Annotated in this window: 15 protein-coding genes; 12 read left to right on the top strand and 3 right to left on the bottom strand. The window is 66.1% G+C overall.

All coding sequences use genetic code 11. The annotated features are described in order from the left end of the window. Window positions 1-6: 6 nt before the first annotated feature. The 3 genes from BMX85_RS07725 to BMX85_RS07715 are packed head-to-tail and all read right to left on the bottom strand — an operon-like array spanning window position 7 to window position 2,916. A complete protein-coding gene (locus BMX85_RS07725; protein ID WP_143067924.1) occupies window positions 7-1,740 on the bottom strand; it encodes an aspartyl/asparaginyl beta-hydroxylase domain-containing protein in 1,734 nt (577 codons plus the stop codon). Further along, window positions 1,737-2,270, bottom strand: coding sequence for a GNAT family N-acetyltransferase (locus tag BMX85_RS07720; protein ID WP_090315505.1), 534 nt, complete (start codon window positions 2,268-2,270; stop codon window positions 1,737-1,739). Before BMX85_RS07720 ends, BMX85_RS07725 begins: the two co-directional genes overlap by 4 nt. Beyond that, window positions 2,245-2,916 carry a phage tail protein gene (locus BMX85_RS07715; protein ID WP_090315503.1) on the bottom strand — a complete coding sequence of 224 codons (672 nt, stop codon included), beginning with the start codon at window positions 2,914-2,916 and terminating at the stop codon, window positions 2,245-2,247. The genes BMX85_RS07720 and BMX85_RS07715 overlap by 26 nt, the downstream gene beginning before the upstream one ends. A gap of 1,031 nt (window positions 2,917-3,947) precedes the next feature. Here BMX85_RS07715 and BMX85_RS07710 point away from each other — a divergent pair. The 12 genes from BMX85_RS07710 to BMX85_RS07655 all read left to right on the top strand — a co-directional run bounded on the left by BMX85_RS07710 (window position 3,948) and on the right by BMX85_RS07655 (window position 16,275). Then, the gene (locus tag BMX85_RS07710; protein WP_090315501.1) at window positions 3,948-4,553 is read left to right on the top strand and encodes a MotA/TolQ/ExbB proton channel family protein; all 606 of its coding nucleotides are present in this window, start codon (window positions 3,948-3,950) and stop codon (window positions 4,551-4,553) included. Between the two features lie 10 nt (window positions 4,554-4,563). Beyond that, a complete protein-coding gene (locus BMX85_RS07705) occupies window positions 4,564-4,998 on the top strand; it encodes an ExbD/TolR family protein (protein WP_090315499.1) in 435 nt (144 codons plus the stop codon). Beyond that, on the top strand, window positions 4,999-6,129 hold the full coding sequence (lpxK, locus tag BMX85_RS07700) for a tetraacyldisaccharide 4'-kinase (RefSeq protein ID WP_143067923.1): 1,131 nt from the start codon (window positions 4,999-5,001) through the stop codon (window positions 6,127-6,129). It begins immediately after the preceding gene. Then, window positions 6,119-6,307 carry a Trm112 family protein gene (locus tag BMX85_RS07695; RefSeq protein ID WP_090315497.1) on the top strand — a complete coding sequence of 63 codons (189 nt, stop codon included), beginning with the start codon at window positions 6,119-6,121 and terminating at the stop codon, window positions 6,305-6,307. The genes lpxK and BMX85_RS07695 overlap by 11 nt, the downstream gene beginning before the upstream one ends. Before the next feature lie 3 nt (window positions 6,308-6,310). Continuing rightward, the gene (kdsB, locus tag BMX85_RS07690) at window positions 6,311-7,093 is read left to right on the top strand and encodes a 3-deoxy-manno-octulosonate cytidylyltransferase (RefSeq protein ID WP_229210342.1); all 783 of its coding nucleotides are present in this window, start codon (window positions 6,311-6,313) and stop codon (window positions 7,091-7,093) included. Between the two features lie 234 nt (window positions 7,094-7,327). Next, the gene (gene adk, locus BMX85_RS07685; RefSeq protein ID WP_090315492.1) at window positions 7,328-7,984 is read left to right on the top strand and encodes an adenylate kinase; all 657 of its coding nucleotides are present in this window, start codon (window positions 7,328-7,330) and stop codon (window positions 7,982-7,984) included. 179 nt (window positions 7,985-8,163) lie between these two features. Next, entirely contained in the window at window positions 8,164-10,383 is a 2,220-nt protein-coding gene (locus BMX85_RS07680) for a sodium-translocating pyrophosphatase (RefSeq protein WP_090315490.1), read from the top strand. Between the two features lie 102 nt (window positions 10,384-10,485). Beyond that, on the top strand, window positions 10,486-10,980 hold the full coding sequence (locus BMX85_RS07675; RefSeq protein WP_090315488.1) for a hypothetical protein: 495 nt from the start codon (window positions 10,486-10,488) through the stop codon (window positions 10,978-10,980). A gap of 187 nt (window positions 10,981-11,167) precedes the next feature. After that, complete coding sequence (locus tag BMX85_RS07670; RefSeq protein WP_218147317.1) at window positions 11,168-12,202, top strand: class I SAM-dependent methyltransferase; 1,035 nt, start codon at window positions 11,168-11,170, stop codon at window positions 12,200-12,202. 138 nt (window positions 12,203-12,340) lie between these two features. Continuing rightward, window positions 12,341-13,099, top strand: coding sequence for an SDR family NAD(P)-dependent oxidoreductase (locus BMX85_RS07665; RefSeq protein WP_090315486.1), 759 nt, complete (start codon window positions 12,341-12,343; stop codon window positions 13,097-13,099). Window positions 13,100-13,193: 94 nt separating this feature from the next. After that, on the top strand, window positions 13,194-14,996 hold the full coding sequence (gene ggt, locus BMX85_RS07660; protein WP_090315484.1) for a gamma-glutamyltransferase: 1,803 nt from the start codon (window positions 13,194-13,196) through the stop codon (window positions 14,994-14,996). 103 nt (window positions 14,997-15,099) lie between these two features. Next, complete coding sequence (locus BMX85_RS07655; RefSeq protein ID WP_090315483.1) at window positions 15,100-16,275, top strand: patatin-like phospholipase family protein; 1,176 nt, start codon at window positions 15,100-15,102, stop codon at window positions 16,273-16,275. Window positions 16,276-16,314: the final 39 nt, after the last annotated feature.

Raw genomic sequence — 16,314 nt, 5'->3', positions numbered from 1 at the left:
ATCAAGTTAATTCCCGACAAATTCGTTGTTCAGGCGGGACTGTTCCAGCGCCGCGTATAGCCGCGCAAGCCGGTCGAACAGCGCCGGGCCCGGCGCCGCGCCCCAGCGCCCGGCGGTGGCGGCGTCGCCGCTGAACGGCGCGCCGTGCTTGGCGTGAAAGGCGGCGCGCCGCAGCATGTCGGCGCGCTCGGTGCGCCCCGGGCGGATGCCCAGCCGCGCCAGCAGCGGCAGGCCCGGCAGTTTTGGCAAATCGGCGTAGTTCAGCAGTAGCAAGGGTTGGCCGCGGTTTTGCGTCGCCAGCGCCGTCTCCATCAGGGTGCACAGCACGTGCAGGCAATAGCGGTCGAGGTCGGACGGCGCCAGGCGCTCACCGGCGCCGTGGTCGGCCTCGGTTTTACCGGCCGCAACGCCCGCCTCCCCCGGTGGGTCGAAAGTGATGCCCAGCCAGTCGGGATCGATCAGCCCCGGCAGCATTTGCGGGCCGCGCTGGCGCTGGTGCGAGGCCAGCACCTGCAGCGGCTCGCGATACAGGAACACCATCGCCGTGGCCGGGAAGGCGGCGCGCAACAGCGCCAGGTCGCGCAGGTGCCAGCTGTCGAGTTTGACCACCAGATGGCGCTGGCGCGGATCGCGGCGCTGGCCGAGCGCGCGCACCAGCGCGCGCAGCCGGACGATGTCGCCAGCGTCGCCTGCATGGCTGGCATGGTCGGCGACATCGTCCGTCCCGGCCGCATCGAGGCGTTGGCGCCGCAGCCGCAGAAAGTCGTCCACCACCGGCGGCTCGGACAGCGCCACGCACGAGGGCAGGGTGGCCAGCATCTGCGTCAGCAAGGTCGAGCCGCAGCGCGAAACGTGGAAGATGAAGGCGTTCGGCGCCAGCGCATCGGGCAGCGCGGCCGGCGCCTGCCAGTCGCTGAAGCACAGCTGCCGTTCGGCCGGCGGCTGGTGGCGGAAAGTGTCGGAGAAAAACGGCTCGCTGAACGGCCGCGCGCCCAGGCGGCGCCACCACAGCCCCTCGGGCTGGTCGCCGACTGCCACCGGATACCAGCCTTCCAGCGATCCGGCCTGCGCCAGGGTGATCTCGGGCGCGCGCAGCAATGCGCGCCGCTGGTGCGCCAGCGGATGCTTGTCGTCCGCGCCGACCTGGCCGAAACGCGGCGGCGCCGACGGCGCCATGCCGGCCCGCGCGAACAGTTGGCGCAGCCACGGATTGACAAGGCAGTCGAGCACTAGGTGGATGCGGCTGCGCGCGCTGCGGTTGTGGACCGCGTGGGTGCGCCCGGCGTTCAGGTACCAGGTGTCGCCCCGGCTGAAGTGGATATCCTCGCCGTCGATGCAAAACGTCACGGCCGGATCGGTCTGCAACGGCACGTGCAGGCGCGCCAGGCCGTCGTCGAAGGCGGTGGCGGCGTCGCGGTGCGGCTTGATGACGGCGCCCGCCTCCTGCGCCATCAGCCGCACGGCGGCCTTGTCGCACTCGAACGTGTCGAGCACGGCGCGCAAGTAGGGGCATTGCGCCAGCGCCGGCGTGTCGAGGAAATTGGCCTCGGACAGCGCGCCGATGTCGCGCGGCCGGCCGTCCGCCGAGCGCAGCGCCAGGCAGCGCCAGCCGCCGTCGTAGTCGCGCGTGTTGAAGTGTTCGACCCACTGCGGCGCCAGCAGCGCGTCGAGTTCGGCCTGCAGCCGCGCCGCGTCGAAGCTGAGCGGCAGCTTCAGGTAGCGGGCCGACGCCGGCGTCATGGCGCCGCCGGGCTGCTGGCGGCCGGGTCCCACCGCATCGGTTCGAACAGCTCGTCGCCGGCGCCGGGGCGGAAACCCAGGTTCAGATACAGGTGGCGGGCCGGGTGGTTGTCGCGCCGCACTTGCAGGTCGAGCGGCACGCCGGCGATTTGCGCCTGTCGCTGGGCCCAGCGCAGCAGCGCGCGCGCCACGCCCTGTCCGCGCGCCTCGGGCAGCACGGCGATGTCGATCAGGTGCAGGCGGTGCGGGCGCCAGTCCAGCACCAGCTGCGCCACGCAGCGCCCGTTGCTGCGCAACAGCCATTGACGCGCGCACGGATACTGGCGGCGCTGGCCCTCGGCGTGCACGCGCTGCTGCATGGCGATCAACGCATCGATCGCCGGGCTGTCGCCCAGCCGCGTGAGGTCGTCGCGGGTGGCGCGGTACAGCGCCGCCAGCAGCGGCTGGTCGGCGTCGGTGGCCGGACGCAGGTCCAGCCCGGGCTCGGGCGGGGCTTCGGCCGGCTCAGTTGCGGCTGGGGTAGATGCCATTCAGACAGATGATGTAGTTAAGGACGAGGAAAGGCGTCATCGTCGGCACCGCCGTGTTGACGCTGACGCTGACCGGCGCCGGCGCGCCGCCGCCGGTGGGGTCGACCGTCACCGTGCCGGCGCCGGTGACCGTGGTCTTGACGCCGCCCAGCGTTACCGGCGCGACCGGCGCCACGCTCGACAACTGATAGATCGCCGCGCCGGCCGCGCCGGCCGCCGTGCTGGTGAGGGTGGCGCCCTGGGTGGCGGCCAACTGGCCGCCGGTGCCGGTGCCCACGCTGATATCGGTGGTCGCGCCGAGCCCGCTTAGGGACAGCGTCGCGGCGTGGCTGTGCGACGGCAGGTTGGCGGCGCTCAGCGTCACCGCGCCGGTGCCGGTGCCGACGGCGGCCACGGTCTCCGCGCCGCCTTTCTGGGCCACCGGGCGGGCGGTCAGCGGCGCCGGGCCGTTCGGCCCCAGCACGGTGCGCCCGCGCAGGTCGGGCAGGGCGAAGGTGGTCCTGCCGTCGCCGCCGTACTGGGCGCCGATGACCGCGTACAAGGCTTGATAGGCGTTGATTTGCAACACGCTGCCATCGCAAAACGCCCAGTCTCGCGGAGCGTAAGTGCCAGGCCAGGGCAGGATGGTTCCAAGGAATGCGTCCATTGCTCATCTCCTGTTACCGGCCGAGGCCGGCTTGTTGGGGACGGGAAGCGGTTCGCTCCCGGCGCGTTCGCCGGCATCCACGGCCAGCGTGGAGCCCATCTTAAAGATGTTTTGATTTCAATAGAAATAAAAGCAATACTTCCAAGATGGTAGCGTTGTATCTTTTCAATGGCGGCGATTTCACATTGACGTGTACGCCTCCCGCTGCGTGTTTTTTGCGCATGGACACAATCATTATTCAAATCAATTACTTAGCGCAGACCCGGGTGCCTTGCTCACAATCTTATCCACACAAAATGTGCAGAAGTGAAAGCTTCTGGGGGTAATTGCCCGGTTTGCGGGAATACGCGTCGAATCGTCCATATTGCTGTTTTTTTACTCAGAGCAAAAATTCCCTTATGAATCAACGATCTTTCACGATGTGGGAGCGGTTGCGCACAATCTTATCCACATCAAGTGTGCAGAAGTGGCGCGGCGGCCTCGGCTCGGTTTTGCCGGTGCTGGCAAGCGGACAGTGCGCTTATTTTACGCATGGCAAAAATAGTCTTATAAATCAGTGACCTGCGGTTTGTGGGATAGCCTTGCTAACAATCTTATCCACAAATTTTGTGCAGAAGTGCACACGTCTGCGGCTAGCGCCCTGAATGTTGTGTTGTGGATAAGTACTTTGGGGATTATCGGTCGCTTGTGGCATCGCTGCCATTTTTTTACGCACGACAATAAAGCTGATTAAAATCAATGGCATGCATGGGGCCGACGGCGCTTGCACACAATCTTATCAACAGAATATGGGCATAAGTTGGCACAACTTTTGCAATGCATAAACCGGACCAGCGAGAGCCGGTCTGCGTTTAATTTGAGCTTTGATATTTTGTTCTTTTAAATCAATGGCTTGCTCGGCATTGAACGGCCTTGCGCACATTGTTGTCCACAGAAAATGTGCAGAACTCCCCAAGCGCATGCTACTTGCCGAGTGTCGTCCAACAAGATACATTGCGCCTTCGGGTTTCATATCACTACAGGAGTTCGTTTTGCTCGCTATTTTCCAAGCCGCAGGTTGGCCCATCTGGTTGTTGTTGATCGCCTCGATCGTCGCCACGGCCCTGATCATCGAACGCTTGCTGTACCTGCGCCGCAGCAAAATCCTGCCGAAGAAGCTGTTGGACGAGGTGGTCCAGGTCTATCGCGGCGGCAAGGCCGACATCGGCGTCATCGACAAGCTGGAGAAAAGCTCCCCGTTGGGCGTGGTGCTGTCGGCCGCGCTGCGCAACGTCGACGCCCCGCGCGAAGTGATGAAGGAATCCATCGAGGAGGCCGGCAGCGGCGTGGCGCATACGCTGGAACGCTTCCTCACCACGCTGGGCACCATCGCCACGCTGGCGCCGCTGATGGGACTGTTCGGCACGGTGGTCGGCATGATCGAGATTTTCGGTTCGCAAAACGCCACCGGCTCCAATCCGGCGCAACTGGCGCACGGTATTTCCGTGGCGCTGTATAACACCGGCTTCGGCCTGGCGATCGCCATGCCGACCTTGGTGTTCTACCGTCACTTCCGCGCGCTGGTGGACAGCTTCGTCATCGAGATGGAGCAGCAGGCGGTGAAGTTTGTCGACATCGTGCACAGCAAGCGCAAGTAAGGACGGCCGCATGAATTTCCGCAAAGGCCGGCACCGCGAGGACCCCGAGATCAACCTGATCCCGTTCATCGACGTGTTGCTGGTGATTTTGATTTTCCTGATGGTCTCGACCACCTACAGCAAGTTCACCGAGCTGCAGATCACCTTGCCGACCGCCGACGCGCAGAAGCAGGAGGAAAAGCCGTTCGAGCTGAACGTGACCGTCGACGCCAAGGGCAACTACACGATCAACGACGAGCCGGTGTCGTTCCGCGACGTGGCCGGCCTGGCGCAGTCGATGCAGACGGCGGCCGGCAAGGGCGGCCAGCCGGGCAAGTCGCCGGTGGTGATCGTCAACGCCGACCAGTTCGCGATGCACCAGATGGTGATCAACGTGATGGAGGCGGCCCGCATCGCCGGTTACGAGAAGCTGACGTTCGCCGCGCAGACCGCTGCCGCCAAATAAGTGTCCGCGTCCACCCCCCATCAATCGTCCGCGCTGGAAACCACGCTGACGCGCAACTGGTTGCGGCGCGGCCCGCTGGCGTGCGCGCTGTGGCCGTTATCGCTACTGTTCCGCGCGGTGAGCGGCTTGCGCGCGGGGTTGTACCGCGCCGGCCTGCTCAAATCGTCGCGGCTGCCGGTGCCGGTGGTGGTGGTCGGCAATATCTACATCGGCGGCACCGGCAAGACGCCGCTGACGATCTGGCTGGTGCAAGCGTTGCAGGCGGCCGGCATGCGCCCGGGCGTCGTCTCGCGCGGCCACGGCAGCGACGCCGACGGCGCGCGCGAAGTCGGCGCACTGTCGACGCCGGCCGAGGTCGGTGACGAACCGTTGCTGATCAAGCAGCGCACCGGTTGTCCGGTCATGGTCGGGCGCGACCGCGCCGCCACCGGCCGCGCGTTGCTGGCGGCCCACCCCGAGGTCGACATCGTGCTGACCGACGACGGCTTGCAGCATTACGCGCTGCAACGTGATATCGAGATCATCCTGTTCGACGGCCGTGGCGCCGGCAATGGCTGGCTGCTGCCGGCAGGGCCGCTGCGCGAGCCGGTCTCGCGCCGGCGCGACTTCACCGTCATCAACGCGCCGCTGTTGACCGCCGAGCTGGTACGCGCCGTCGGCGGCCCGCCCCCCAAGTCCATGGCGGGGTCAGACCCCGACATTCGGTCCGCCTCGACGACAATGTCGGGGTCAGACCCCGACAAGTCGGCGCCGATCCAGATGACCTTGGTGGGCGAGTACGCGGAGCAGCTGCGCGACCGCGGCCAGCGCCGCCCGTTGGCCGCGCTGAACCAGCCCGGACTGCGGCTGGCCGCCGCCGCCGGCATCGGCAATCCGGCGCGCTTCTTCGGCATGCTCAAGGCCGCCGGCCTGTCCATCGCCGAGCTGCCTTTGCCCGACCATCACGACTTCGCCGACCGCCCGTTCGCGCGCCTGGAGGCCGATATCATCTTGATGACCGAGAAGGATGCAGTAAAATGTGCGCAAATTGAAGAACTCAGAGACGACCCGCGACTATGGGTCGTCCCGGTAACGGCGCGCATCGATGCGGCGCTGGCCGACCAAATCGTGGAGAAATGTCGTGGACGCTAGATTGCTTGATATCCTGGTATGCCCGGTCTGCAAAGGCCCCCTTGAGTACGATAAGAAAGCCCAGGAAATGATCTGCAAGGGCGACCGCCTGGCGTTTCCAATCCGCGACGGCATCCCGATCATGTGGGCCGACGAGGCCCGGACGTTGCAAGATCCGCTGCAAGACAAGGTGGATTGAGCGGTGCAGTCCGTCCTCCACCCGGTGTTTCCGTTCATCGTCATCATCCCGGCGCGGCTGGCGTCGACGCGCCTGCCGAACAAGCCGCTGGCCGACCTCGGCGGCAAGCCGATGGTGGTCCGCGTGGCCGAGCGCGCCGCGCTGGCGGGCGCCTCGCGCGTCATTGTCGCCACCGACCATGACGACATCCGCGCCGCCTGCGAAGCGCACGGCGTCGAAGTGTGCATGACGCGCGCCGACCATCCGTCCGGCACCGACCGCATCGCCGAAGTGGCGCGCACCCTGAACTTGCCGGCCGACGCCGTCGTCGTCAACCTGCAGGGCGACGAGCCGCTGATCGAGCCGGCGCTGCTGCAAGCGGCCGCCGCCCGCATCGGCGCCGACGTGCCGATGTCGACCTGCGCCCACCCGCTGCACGACGCCGCCGACGCCTTCAATCCGAACGTGGTCAAGGTGGTGTTGGACAAGGCCGGCCGGGCCCTGTACTTTTCGCGCGCGACCATACCGTGGAACCGCGACGCCTTTGCGCTGTCCAAACAAGCACTGCCAGCCGGCTACGTACCGCTCCGTCACATCGGACTGTACGCCTACCGCAACGATTTCCTGCAAGCCTACCCGGCGCTGGAGGTCTCGCCGCTGGAATCGATCGAAGCGCTCGAGCAGCTGCGCGTGCTGTGGCACGGTTATCCGATCGCCGTCCACGTCACCGACTCGGCGCCGGCCGCCGGCGTCGACACGCCGGAAGATCTGGCGCGCGTCCGGTCGCTGTATCCATCGCCGTATTGATATAGATCAGCTGGCCGGCATAAATCAATCATAAACAGGAAGCAAGTGCGATATTCATACGGAATATCTCTGTATGCGCCTGTTTTGCCCGTGAACGACGGCGCAAGCCGTCACAAATTGGCGTTTAGACGAAGTTTTGTGGTAAGTTTCGTACCAACATAGTCGGACTTGCAGTATTTCTACTGTTTCCACACAAACACTAACCACATCCAAAATCTGTTTTAGGAATTTTTCATGCGTCTTATTCTTTTAGGAGCACCAGGTGCAGGCAAGGGCACCCAGGCTAATTTCATCAAAGAAAAATACAACATCCCCCAGATCTCGACCGGCGACATGTTGCGCGCCGCGATCAAGGCCGGCTCGGAGTTGGGCGTAGCCGCCAAAAAGGTGATGGATGCGGGTGGCCTGGTCTCCGACGACATCATCATCGGCCTGGTGCAAGAACGTTTGCAGCAGCCCGATTGCGCCAACGGTTACCTGTTCGACGGCTTCCCGCGCACCGTCGCGCAAGCCGACTCGATGAAGGACAACGGCGTGGTGGTCGATTACGTGCTGGAAATCGACGTGCCGGACGAGTCGATCATCGAACGCATGGACGGCCGCCGCGTGCACCCGGGTTCGGGCCGCGTCTACCACGTCAAGTTCAATCCGCCGAAGGTGGACAACAAGGACGACGTCACCGGCGAAGACCTGGTGCAGCGCGACGACGACAAGGCGGAAACCGTCAAGAAACGTCTGGACGTGTATCACAATCAAACCGAAGTTCTGCTGGGTTACTACAATACCTGGGCGCAGTCGGGCGAGCCTGGCGCGCCGAAATACCGCCGCATCGCCGGCGTCGGTCCGGTGGAACAAATTCGTGACAGCGCGTTTGCCGCGCTCGCCGAATAAGCGGTAAAGTAGAGCGGACCGAGTGTCCGCTTTTTTTACGCCCTGGTTTTCCCAGGCCGGCCAAGCCGGATGCCCTCCCGATTTGACGTTTTGCAGTTCGCAGGTTAGTCGGCTGTCCGCACCGGACGGCTACTGAAGTGTGGTTTGTAGGCTCGTTCAATAAAAATAAGGGGACATCTATGGCAGCCAGTCTTTGGTTAGCAGTCGGTTGCGGCGTCATCGCCGTGGTTTACGGTTTATGGTCACGCAGCTGGATTTTGCGCCAGGACGCGGGCAACCCGCGCATGCAGGAAATCGCACTGGCGATTCAGCAGGGCGCCGCCGCCTACCTGGCGCGCCAGTACCGCACCATCGGCATCGTCGGCGTGGTGCTGCTCATCCTCATCGGCGTACTGCTCGACATCAATACCGCGATCGGCTTCCTGATCGGCGCGGTGCTGTCGGGCGCGTGCGGCTTCATCGGCATGAACGTCTCGGTGCGCGCCAACGTGCGCACCGCGCAGGCCGCCACCAAGGGCATGAACGAAGCGCTCGACGTCGCCTTCAAGGGCGGCGCCATCACCGGCATGCTGGTGGTCGGGCTCGGCCTGCTGGGCGTGGTGCTGTTTTATATGTACCTGATCGCCGGCCTGCCGCCCGACCTCGGGCCCAATTTGCACAAGGTGATCGAGCCGCTGATCGGGCTGGCGTTCGGCGCCTCGCTGATCTCGATCTTCGCGCGGCTCGGCGGCGGCATCTTCACCAAGGGCGCCGACGTCGGCGCCGACCTGGTCGGCAAGGTCGAGGCGGGCATCCCCGAGGACGACCCGCGCAACCCGGCCGTGATCGCCGACAACGTCGGCGACAACGTCGGCGATTGCGCCGGCATGGCCGCCGATCTGTTTGAAACCTACGTCGTCACCTTGATCGCCACCATGCTGCTGGGGGCGCTGTTGATGACCACGTCGAGCACGGCGGTCGTCTATCCGCTGCTGCTGGGGGCGGTCTCGATCATCGCCTCGATCATCGGCTGCTCGATGGTCAAGGCCAAGCCGGGCAAGAAGATCATGTCGGCGCTGTACACCGGCCTGTGGTGGGCCGCCGGGCTGTCGCTGATCGGCTTCGCGGTCGTCACCTGGCAGGTCTGGCCGGACGAGGCGATGCGCATGCGCATGCTCGGCTGCACCGTGGTCGGCATCGTGCTGACCGGATTGATGGTCTACATCACCGAGTACTACACCGGCACCGATTTCCATCCCGTCAAACATATCGCCGAGGCTTCCACCACCGGCCACGGCACCAACATCATCGCCGGGCTGGGCGTGTCGATGAAGTCGACCGCGTGGCCGGTGCTGGCCGTGTGCGCGGCGATCCTGGTGTCGTACCAGCTGGGGCAGCTGTACGGCGTGGCGATCGCCGCCACGTCGATGCTGTCGATGGCCGGCATCGTCGTCGCGCTCGACGCCTACGGCCCGATCACCGACAACGCCGGCGGCATCGCCGAAATGGCCGGCATGCCCGAATCGGTGCGCGCCATCACCGACCCGCTCGACGCGGTGGGCAACACCACCAAGGCCGTCACCAAGGGCTACGCCATCGGCTCGGCCGGCCTGGCGGCGCTGGTGCTGTTCGCCGACTACACGCACGCGCTCGAATCGGCCGGCCGGAGCACCTCGTTCGACCTGTCCAACCCGATGGTGATCGTCGGCCTGATCATCGGCGGCCTGATCCCCTACCTGTTCGCCGCGATGGCGATGGAGGCGGTGGGGCGCGCGGCCGGCGCCGTGGTGGTCGAGGTGCGCCGCCAGTTCCGCGACATCAAGGGCATCATGGACGGTACCGGCAAGCCGGAGTACGACAAGGCGGTCGACATGCTGACCGCGTCGGCCATCAAGGAAATGATCGTGCCGTCGCTGTTGCCGGTGGTGGTGCCGGTGGTGGTCGGCATGCTGCTGGGATCGGCCGCCTTGGGCGGCATGCTGATGGGCACCATCGTCACCGGCCTGTTCGTGGCGATCTCGATGACGACCGGCGGCGGCGCCTGGGACAACGCCAAGAAATACATCGAGGACGGCCACTTCGGCGGCAAGGGCTCGGAGGCGCACAAGGCGGCGGTCACCGGCGACACCGTCGGCGATCCGTACAAGGACACGGCCGGTCCGGCGGTCAATCCGCTGATCAAGATCATCAACATCGTCGCCTTGCTGCTGGTGCCGTTGCTGCCGGCGTCGGGCTGGCTGGCGGTGAGCGCGCCGGTGATGGCCGCGCACGCGCCGGCGCCGGCGCGCACGCTGCCGGCCGATGCGCCGCCGCCGCCACGGTCGGCCTCGCCGCTGACGGAAGGCGCGCCGCTGGCGCCGGGCCTGCCGCCGCCGGCGCCGCCGGCATCGGAACCGGCGGGCCCCGCGCCGGCGAGGTAGGCGGGCGCCATCGTCGGAGGTTACGAATTGTTTCAATGCCTTCCGTGCGGCCCCATGCCTGCTAATAATGGAGACAGGCGGTGCACTTTGGAAGGTAATGACATGAAATCCCTGAAACCGGCCGCGCTGGCGGCGGCATTCCTGCTTGGATCCTTACTTTGCGCAAACGCGTGGGGCGAGTCCGCACCCGCCGGGACGCCGGCGCAGCCGCGGTCGCAGCCGCAATCGCAGGCTGGCAAGGACGCCTACGCCAAGCTGCCCGTGTGCGAGCTCAGCGAGGACGGCAAGCGGCTCGCGGTGGAGCCGTGCCGCACGGCGCCGGCCGCCGCGCCGATGCCGCGCCGACCGGTGCCGCTGACGATACTGCAAATGCCGAACAACAAGGTCGCGCCGCAGGTCGCCATGCCCAAGACCCAGCCCTCCACGCCGATCGAAGCGCTGATGCAACCGCCGGGCACGCCGATTCCGGCGGTCGGTTGCACCGCCGGTGGCTGTTACGACCCGGGCGGCGCCCGCCACAACGCCGGTCCGGGCAGCACCACGATCACCCCCGCAGGCAAGCTGTGCCAGCGGCAGGGCGCCTGGCTGCAGTGCTGACGGGCGCAGTTGGCCGTCGCGTCGCCTCGGAAGAGTGTTGCTTTTTACTCAAATAGAGCTGGCGATGGATGGGTTTTAGGTTGGTTTTTCGGCTAGTATTATTGTCTATATTTAACTTCAACAATTCTTGCCACCTAAACTTTCAGCTGGGCTGCCGGCCGGTCTTGCGCGCACCGATTAAGGACGTATGAAAACGAGTTCACCCTCCTCCTCCCGCTCCGTGTTACGCCGCCTGTTTTCGCGTTTTGCCGCCGGATACAGCCAGCAGCTCACCTCCCTCATCGAAAAGCGCGCCGACATGGCCATGGGCCGGCTCGTCAACGAGCGCATCGACGCGGTGCAGGCCAAGTCGGCGCTGTCACCCAAGATCTTCCTGCCGCCGATCGAGCTCTACCAGACGGACCCCGCCGGCCCGTTCATGCGCTATTCGACCTGCTCGGCGGCCGACTTCTACCATCCGCAGTTTTCGCAAATCGCCCGCGACCTGGCCATTCCACCGATGTTGCACCGCAAGTTTTGGGAATGGGCCTACATCGTCCATACCGCGCGTAGCCGCGGCGTCATCGGCGACGGCAAGCGGGCGCTGGGCTTCGGCGTCGGGACCGAGCGCATGCCGGCGCTGTTCGCCAAGGGCGGCATGCACGTGACGGCCACGGACGCGCCGCAAAGCATCGACAACGCCCAGGGCTGGAGCGCCACCGGACAATATAGCAACGCCATCGACAGCATCCCGTACCAGGGCATCCTGGACAAGGAAGACTTCCTGGCGCGCGTGCGGTTCCAGGAATGCGACATGAACAACATCGGCGACGATGTCGGCGGCTACGATTTCTGCTGGTCCTCGTGCGCGCTGGAACACCTCGGCAGCCTGCGGCTGGGCATCGATTTCATCATCAACAGCGTCGAGAAGACGCTCAAGATCGGCGGCGTCGCCTGCCATACCACCGAGTTCAATCTGAGCTCGAACGACGCCACCGTCGAAAGCGGCGACACGGTGCTGTACCGCCGCCGCGACCTCGACGCGCTGATCGCCGAACTGCGCGAGCGCGGCCACCAGGTCGACGCCTTCGCCGTCGCCCCCGACGCCCATTTCCTCGACGGCTACGTCGATACGCCGCCGTTCGCCACGCCGACCCCGACCGAGGGACCGGCCCACCTCAAACTCGAGCTCTACGGCTACGCCTGCACCTCGGTCGGCATCACGGTGGTGCGGGGGCGCTGACGCCCCGTGGCGGAGGGGGCGAATTTTCCACGCTCGAGCCGCCATTTTAGCTACAATGGCGTTTGACGTTTACGTAAACGTAACGTTGGCATAAGCTGACCATAAGCCGAGCGGCAAATACACACCATTGGAGACCTGATGCAAATTCAAGACAATGTATATCTCATCACCGGCGGCGCCTCCGGGCTGGGCGCGGCGACGGCGCGCATGATCGTCGAGGCCGGCGGCAAGGTGGTGCTGGCCGATGTGCAGGCCGAGGCCGGCCAGGCGCTGGCCGACGAGTTGAACGGCGTTTTCGTGCAGACCGACGTGACCGCCGAGGCCGACGCCGTGCGCGCGGTCGCGGCGGCCGTGGCGGTGGGCACCTTGCGCGGCCTGGTCAACTGCGCCGGCATCGCGCCGGCCGCCAAGACCGTCGGCAAGGAGGGCGCCCATTCGCTCGAGCTGTTCCAGCGCACCATCAATATCAACCTGGTCGGCACCTTCAACATGGCGCGCCTGGCGGCCGAGGCGATGGGCAAGAACGCCGCCATCGATACCGGCGAGCGCGGCGTCATCATCAACACCGCCTCGGTGGCGGCGTTCGATGGCCAGATGGGGCAGGCCGCCTACGCGTCGTCCAAGGCCGCCGTCGCCGGCCTGACCCTGCCGATGGCGCGCGACCTGGCGCGCAGCGGCATCCGCGTCATGGCCATCGCGCCGGGCATCTTCGAGACGCCCATGTTGATGGGCATGCCGGCCGAGGTGCGCGACGCGCTCGGCGCCATGGTGCCGTTCCCGCCGCGCCTGGGCAAGCCGCACGAATATGCCCATCTGGCCAAGGCCATCATCGAGAACACGATGCTCAACGGCGAGACCATCCGTCTCGACGGCGCTATCCGCATGCAAGCGAAGTAAAACGGTTTAAACGATTTCGTGTAGGATGCCAGAGTGATCGGGCGCGCCCAGGTGGGGCATTTCCCGGCAGGCGCGCCCTCTATTTGGAGAGCCCATGATTCGTTTGAAGACACTGGCGCGCAGCGCCGCACTGGCCATACCGCTGTTGGCCGTTTTGCACGCGCCGGTTTACGCGCAACGCGCGACGCCCGCGGTTACTCCGGATTCTGCGCCGGAAATCGCCACCGGCTACGCCCACAAGACCGGCAAGTCCTCGCAAAAATTCATGGTCGCCGCGGCCAACCCGCTGGCCACGCAGGCCGGATACCAGATGCTCAAGCAGGGCGGCGCGGCGATCGACGCCGCCGTCGCCACCCAGCTGGTACTGACCCTGGTCGAGCCGCAATCGTCGGGCATCGGCGGCGGCTCCTTCATGCTCTACTCGGACGGCAAACGCGTGCAATCCTACGACGGCCGCGAGACGGCGCCGGCGTCGGCCGACGAACACCTGTTCCAGGACGCCGACGGCAAGGCCGTCTCGCGCGAGGTCGGCGTGATCGGCGGCCGTTCGGTGGGCGCGCCCGGCGTGCTGCGCATGCTGGAGCTGGCACACAAGCAGCATGGCAAGCTGCCGTGGAAAACCTTGTTCACGCCGGCCATCAAGCTGGCCGACGAGGGCTTCGCGGTCAGCCCGCGCCTGAACGCGCTGATTTCCTACGACCGCTACCTGGCGCGCGATCCGGTCGCCAAAAAATACTTCTTCGACGACGACGGCAAGCCGCGCCCGGTCGGCTACATCCTGAAAAATCCGGAACTGGCGCGCACGCTGCGCGAGATCGCCGCCGGCGGCGCCGACGCCTTCTACAAGGGCCGCATCGCGCGCGACATCGCCGCCAAGGTGGCCTCGCATCCGACCAATCCGGGCAAGCTGACCGCCGCCGACATCGCCGGCTACCAGGCCAGGGAGCGCGCGCCGGTCTGCAGCGACTACAAGGCGTGGACCGTGTGCGGCGCGCCGCCGCCGTCGTCCGGCGGCATCGCCATCGCCCAGATGCTCGGCATCCTGGAGGTCAAGGACATCAGCCCGTACAAGCCGGTCGACGGCATGCCCAGCGCCGAAGGCATCCACCTGTTCTCGGAGGCGGGCCGGCTGGCCTACGCGGACCGCAACCGCTACGTGGCCGACACCGATTTCGTGCCGCTGCCGGGCAAGGGCGTGAGCGCCATGCTGGACAAGGCCTACCTGGCGCAGCGCGCCTCGCTGATCGGCGAGCGCTCGATGGGCCGCGCCAACTACGGCACGCCGGCCACCATGCAGGTGGCGTGGGGCGCCGACACCGCGATCGACAAGCCGTCGACGTCGCACTTCGTCGCGGTCGACGCCTTCGGCGGCGGGCTGTCGATGACCACCTCGGTGGAAGACGCCTTCGGCGCGCGCCAGATGGTCGACGGCTTCATGCTCAATAACCAGCTGACCGACTTCTCGTTCGACTCCCAGGACGCCGACGGTCCGATCGCCAACCGGGTGCAGGCCGGCAAGCGCCCGCGCAGCGCGATGTCGCCGACGCTGGTGTTCGACAAGGGCACGCAGCGGCTGGTGCTGGCCACCGGTTCGCCGGGCGGCTCGGCCATCATCAATTACGTCGCCAAGGTGCTGGTCGGGACCCTGGACTGGCAGCTCGACGTGCAGCAGGCCATCAGCCTGCCGAACATGGGCAGCCGCAACGGCCCGACCGAGATCGAGGCCGGGCGCGTGGCGCCGGCGGTGATCGGGGAGCTGAAGGCGCGCGGCCACCAGATACGCGAATCGGACCAGAACTCCGGCCTGCAGGGCATCCAGCGCCGCGTCGTCGACGGCAAGGCGCAGTGGTTTGGCGGCGCCGATCCGCGCCGCGAGGGCATCGTACTGGGGGATTGATGGTTGCGCCGGCGGCCGGCGCCGGCCCCGGGGTGTGTGGCAAAGTCGCCGAAAAGCGCCCGCCGCCTTCCCCAAACGGCGCATACCCTGATAACCTTGGCGCATGGGAATTCAAAAGAAAACAGGCTTGATCCTGACCGGAGGCGGCGCCCGCGCGGCCTACCAGGTCGGCGTCCTCCAGGCCATCTCGGAGATACTATGGGAAGCGGGCTGGCCTCCGGCGCGCAACCCTTTCGATATCATTTGCGGCACCTCGGCCGGCGCCATCAACGCCACCGCGCTGGCCTGCCGCGCCGACAACTTCGGCGAGGGCGTGCAAAAGCTGCTCGACGTCTGGCAGCATATCGAGGTCGAACAAGTCTACCGCGCCGATTCGCTGGGCGTGATCCGCTCCGGCGCGCGCTGGCTGTCGCTGCTGTCGTTCGGCTGGCTGCTGCGCAAGTGGCGCGCCGCGCCGCCGGCGTCGCTGCTCGACAACACGCCGCTGGTCGGCCTGCTGCACCGCATGCTCGACCTGCCGCGCCTCGACGCCGCGCTGTCCGAGGGCCTGCTGCACGCGCTGGCCGTCACCGCCTCGTCCTACACCGCCGGCAACCACCTGACGTTTTACCAGACCGCCGCCGACATCGCGCCGTGGATACGCATGCAGCGCGTGGCGCTGCAGGACCAGATCGGCGTCGAGCACCTGCTGGCGTCGTCGGCGATCCCGTTCATCTTCCCGGCCACGCCGCTGTACATGGGCGGCCACCGCGAATACTGCGGCGACGGCTCGATGCGCCAGCTGGCGCCGATCTCGCCGGCGATCCACCTCGGCGCCAGCAAGGTGCTGGTGGTGGGGGCCGGCCGCCTGACCGAGCCGGCGCGCAGCGCCGCCGAAAAAAGCGCGGCGCGCTATCCAAGCCTGGCGCAGATCGCCGGCCACGCGATGTCGTCGATCTTCCTCGATTCGCTGGCGGTCGACATCGAGCGCCTCGAGCGCATCAACAAGACCTTGTCGATGCTGCCGCCCGAGCTGCTCGAGCAAACACCCCTCAAGCCGGTCAAGCTGCTGGTGATCGCGCCCTCCGAACGCCTGGACGATATCGCCAGCCGCCATATCGCCAGTTTGCCGTCGCCGATACGCACCATGTTGTCCGGAATCGGCGCGACCGAGACCCGCGGCGCGGCATTGGCCTCGTATTTATTGTTCGAATCGACTTATACTTGCGAGTTGATCCGGCTCGGCCAACGCGACACCCAAGCCCGTAAAGAGGACGTGCTGGCCTTCTTCGATTCCTGATTTTAATCCTGACCACCGACTGCGGGACCGTTTTGCCGT

The organism is Duganella sp. CF517 (genome assembly GCF_900110275.1).
Classification (GTDB): Bacteria; Pseudomonadota; Gammaproteobacteria; order Burkholderiales; family Burkholderiaceae_D; genus Rugamonas.
The sequence above is the reverse complement of the archived record's forward strand: the minus strand, read 5'-3'. Positions and strand labels throughout refer to the sequence as shown.

Excerpts from the sequence above, each read along its gene's own strand:
- BMX85_RS07725 (WP_143067924.1), bottom strand. The coding sequence starts at position 1,740 with ATGACGCCGGCGTCGGCCCGCTACCTGAAGCTGCCGCTCAGCTTCGAC.
- BMX85_RS07720 (WP_090315505.1), bottom strand. The coding sequence starts at position 2,270 with ATGGCATCTACCCCAGCCGCAACTGAGCCGGCCGAAGCCCCGCCCGAG.
- BMX85_RS07715 (WP_090315503.1), bottom strand. The coding sequence starts at position 2,916 with ATGGACGCATTCCTTGGAACCATCCTGCCCTGGCCTGGCACTTACGCT.
- BMX85_RS07705 (WP_090315499.1), top strand. The coding sequence starts at position 4,564 with ATGAATTTCCGCAAAGGCCGGCACCGCGAGGACCCCGAGATCAACCTG.
- adk (WP_090315492.1), top strand. The coding sequence starts at position 7,328 with ATGCGTCTTATTCTTTTAGGAGCACCAGGTGCAGGCAAGGGCACCCAG.
- BMX85_RS07680 (WP_090315490.1), top strand. The coding sequence starts at position 8,164 with ATGGCAGCCAGTCTTTGGTTAGCAGTCGGTTGCGGCGTCATCGCCGTG.
- BMX85_RS07675 (WP_090315488.1), top strand. The coding sequence starts at position 10,486 with ATGAAATCCCTGAAACCGGCCGCGCTGGCGGCGGCATTCCTGCTTGGA.
- BMX85_RS07670 (WP_218147317.1), top strand. The coding sequence starts at position 11,168 with ATGAAAACGAGTTCACCCTCCTCCTCCCGCTCCGTGTTACGCCGCCTG.
- BMX85_RS07665 (WP_090315486.1), top strand. The coding sequence starts at position 12,341 with ATGCAAATTCAAGACAATGTATATCTCATCACCGGCGGCGCCTCCGGG.
- ggt (WP_090315484.1), top strand. The coding sequence starts at position 13,194 with ATGATTCGTTTGAAGACACTGGCGCGCAGCGCCGCACTGGCCATACCG.
- BMX85_RS07655 (WP_090315483.1), top strand. The coding sequence starts at position 15,100 with ATGGGAATTCAAAAGAAAACAGGCTTGATCCTGACCGGAGGCGGCGCC.